This is a genomic window from Deinococcus sp., assembly GCF_030523985.1.
Taxonomy (GTDB): domain Bacteria; phylum Deinococcota; class Deinococci; order Deinococcales; family Deinococcaceae; genus Deinococcus.
This window is the reverse complement of sequence record NZ_JAUNHK010000118.1, coordinates 1-3434: the sequence shown is the minus strand read 5'-3', so window position 1 is coordinate 3434 and position 3434 is coordinate 1. Positions and strand designations below refer to the sequence as shown.

Below are 3434 nucleotides of genomic sequence, written 5' to 3'. Positions count from 1 at the left end.
TGAGTCCGCGCAGCCTGATTCTTCTCGGCGCTTTTGCTGCCCTGGCCCTCAACCGTGACCTGCGCCGTGGCTTGGTGGTGGGCACCCGCGACGTGGCCCGCAGCGCCCAGGAAACTTACCAGGGAACCCTCGAAACCCTGCGTGAAGACGGCCCCCAGTGGCTCGAAGAAGCCCAGAGCCGCGCCGAAAAGCTCGCTCACATCGCGGCCCTGCGCACCGCTGGACTGCGTGAAGAAGCCGAGGAAGCCGTGCAACAGCTTCAGAAGGACTACCGCCGCGAGTACGCCCCCAAGCTGCGCGGACTGGTCAGCGACCTGAGCGACAGCGCCGAAGAGGGCCGCCAGCAGGCCGAAAAGGCACTGGGGCAGGCCCGCAAGCGCGGTCTGTCGCTGCTGGGTGACGTGCAGGAGCGTGCCGAAGACCTGCGTGGTCAGGCCGAGGACACCCGCCGTGACGCCCGCCGCTCGCTGCTTCAGGCGGGCAAGCAAGGCGCCAAACTGGTCAGTGAAGTCCAAGACCGCGCCAGCGAGTGGATTGCTCACGCCGAGGACGCCCTCGACGAAGGCCGCCGTGACGCCGAGCGCCGCTTGAACCGCGCTCGCCGTGACGCCCAGAAGGAACTGCGCCGCGCCAACCGCAACTGGGACGCCGACAAACTCGAACGCGCCGTGAGCAAGAAGGTCGCGCCGCTGCAAAAGCAACTGGGTCGTGAACTGGCCCGACTGGAAAAGGACGCGGCCAAGCGTCGTGGTGCCCTCTCCGACGACTCCGGTTCGGCGGGGCTGGGCACGGGTGCTGCTCTGGCGCTGGCCCTCGGTGCAGGCGTGGTCGTTCTGGCCCGCATGCCGCAAACCCGCCGCGCCCTGCTGGACGCCGTCGAAAGTGTCAGCCCCGACGCCGCCAAGTCGCTGCACTCGGCCAGCCGCAAAGCCCGCGACCTCGTAGGCACCATGTGGCTTGAGTCGATGGATGAGGACAAGCCTGCTGCGGCCCCGGCTCCCGCTTCCACCACGGCTCCGGCTCCTGGCAAAGGCACCCAGGCAGGCACCACTGGCGCGACCTGGGGCGGCGCGACCGAACCCGGCTCCGCTGCCGACAAGGGCATGAGCAACACTTCGCCCGCGCCCAAACCCGGCGACGCCCCCAAGCCCAACGCTCCCGAAGTCAAGGGTGACAAGACCGACAAGGCCGATGAAAAGCCCCAGACGTCCGCAGTCACTGACGGCTTCCTGAAGGACGACAAGAAGACCAACTGAGTCTCCGAGTTGAGGAAAGCCGCCCCCGACAGTGGAGGGCGGCTTCTTTTGATACAGCGACCGTCAGAACTGCATGGCGTACTTCGTGCCGTCTTCGCCCGTGCATTCTCCGATGCCGTGTTCCTGGGCATCCACCAGTAGGGTGCAGGTGAGGGTGCGAACCCGCACGCCACTGGTGCGGGCAATCAGGTTGCCGCTGTAGGCAGGCGCGGTGGCGCGGAGGCTGTCAAGACGGGTGTCCCAGCCCACCTGACCCAGCGGGCCAGCGCCAGTTCCACCAGCTACGCCTACGCTCAGGCCCCAGCCTGCGGGCAGCGGGGCCGCGCCGCCACGCGCCACCAGTTGGGTGCGCCCCGTATAGAGGTCGTCGCCCAGTTGAATGCGGGTGTTGTCTGGGGCAAAGGGGTCGGCCACCAGCGGGCGCAGGCTGCCGCGCTCGAACGACACGGTGCCTTCCGCGCCCGTCTTGCCGTTGACGATGCGGCCCAGTTGCGGTGCGGTAACCGTCGGCGCACACGACGCCAGCGCGAGGGCAACACCCAGCAAGGCGGGGCGGACTCGGGAAATGGAGAGGGCAAACATGGCTCAGTCTAGACCAGCGTGGCCGTTCAGGGCGAGGTCGGGCGGGCCACCAGATCGGGCTGAATGTCGCTGAGCCAGGGTTCGGCGGGCGCGGGGCGGCTGAGCTTCGGGTCGTTCCAGGCCCGCTCGAACAGTTCCCGTTGCCGAGCGATGGCCTGGGGGTCATTCGTCGCCAGGGCCGCTTCGTTCAGTCCTGCCGTACCCCACGAACTGAAGTGATAGTTGATGCTGCCGACCACCAGCATCTGCCCGTCTACCAGGGTGGCCTTGGTGTGCATCTTGAAACGGGTGTAACGCGCCTCGAACAGGTGCTCCAGTCCCCGGCGGCGCAATTCCTGACGCATCAGGGCGATGCCGCTGCGGTTCCAGAGCTGACCCACGTCATAGTCCACCGTCAGCACGCGAATTTTGACGCCACGCTCGGCAGCCCGGATGACTTCCTGAAAGTAGGAGGGGAAAGTCGCCGGGTCGCAGTCGTGCGGCGTCTTGAAGGCATACAGGCAGTTGATGTTGGCACTGAAATCGGCGTGCATCAGGTCCAGGGTCTGGCGGCTCCCGCGCAGCAGCGCCAGTCCCACTTCATCGGCCTGCACGTATCCGGCGCGGCGGTAGAGCATCCAGGCCCGGCTGTCGCCCAGCGGCGTCACGCGCAGGGTTGAGGGCGGATGACTGGGGAGCGTGGTCGGCAGCCAGCGAAAGCGGCACTCCTTCCCGATGTTCTGCGGCGTGACCAGGGGCGGGCAACTCAGTAGGCGGCTTTTCGTCCACAGGTCGTCGAAGGCCGCCACGCCCGCCCGCGCCACCGGGCCACTGAGCGCCAGCCCGAGGTCATGGAGGTCGTGTCCGCCGGTCTGGGTGCGGGGCAGGTACCACGCCGAAATGTTGTAGCCGCCCGTGACCACCTGCTGCCCGTCGATGACGTGCATTTTGACGTGGCTGTGCGGGAAATAGCGGTAATCGGCGACTTCAACCGACCAGCCGAGCGTGGGGTCGCTCAGCGGCACACCTAAACTCCGCAGTGCCCCCACGAACCGCGCCGGAAGCAGTTCGGAGGGACTCAGGAATCCCGGCATGCCGCCCATGGCGATGCGGACGGTCATGCCTTCGGGGTAGGCGGCGGGGTCGACCTGCACCTTGCGGTAGAGGTCACGCAGTGCCCCCGCGAGCAGCCAACCGGGGGCGCCCGTTCCCGTTTCGATGAACATGTTGGCGACCAGCACCTCGGCGCGGGCTTCCCGTACCGAGGTCATCAGTTGGCTGAAGGCGTCGTCCTCACGCCCCGGCACCAGCGGCAATTCCAGCAGACGGTCGAAGCGGTTGCCGCAACTCAGGTCGGGGGTGGGCAGGGTGCGGGCGAGTCGGTCACGCGCCTGCTGGTCGCGCTGCACCACGTCCCAGACGGCTTTTTCGAGCGGGTTTGTGGGGGGTGTGCAGGGTTCGGGAGTGCCCGGGGCCACCTGCGTGGGGGCAGGCAGACTAAACCCGAACGGCAGCGATTGGGCCTGCGCTGCGCCCCACACGAGAGCGAAACCGGGCACGAGCAGGCGGAGAGGGGAAAAGGACTTCACGGTAGGGTCTAGCATGGCAGGTCGGGCG

The 3434-nt window shown here is 67.6% G+C and carries 3 protein-coding genes; 1 reads left to right on the top strand and 2 read right to left on the bottom strand.

The genetic code is table 11. The features are described from left to right. Positions 1-1256, top strand: a 1256-nt coding sequence (locus Q4C89_RS13025; RefSeq protein ID WP_303103053.1) for an alginate biosynthesis protein AlgP, incomplete at its 5' end; no start/stop codon positions are given. Between the two features lie 63 nt (positions 1257-1319). Here Q4C89_RS13025 and Q4C89_RS13020 read toward each other — a convergent pair. Further along, the gene (locus Q4C89_RS13020; protein WP_303103052.1) at positions 1320-1838 is read right to left on the bottom strand and encodes a hypothetical protein; all 519 of its coding nucleotides are present in this window, start codon (positions 1836-1838) and stop codon (positions 1320-1322) included. A 26-nt stretch (positions 1839-1864) separates the two neighbouring features. After that, positions 1865-3434, bottom strand: a 1570-nt coding sequence (locus tag Q4C89_RS13015) for a phospholipase D-like domain-containing protein (RefSeq protein ID WP_303103051.1), incomplete at its 5' end; no start/stop codon positions are given.

Excerpts from the sequence above, each read along its gene's own strand:
- Q4C89_RS13020 (WP_303103052.1), bottom strand. The coding sequence starts at position 1,838 with ATGTTTGCCCTCTCCATTTCCCGAGTCCGCCCCGCCTTGCTGGGTGTT.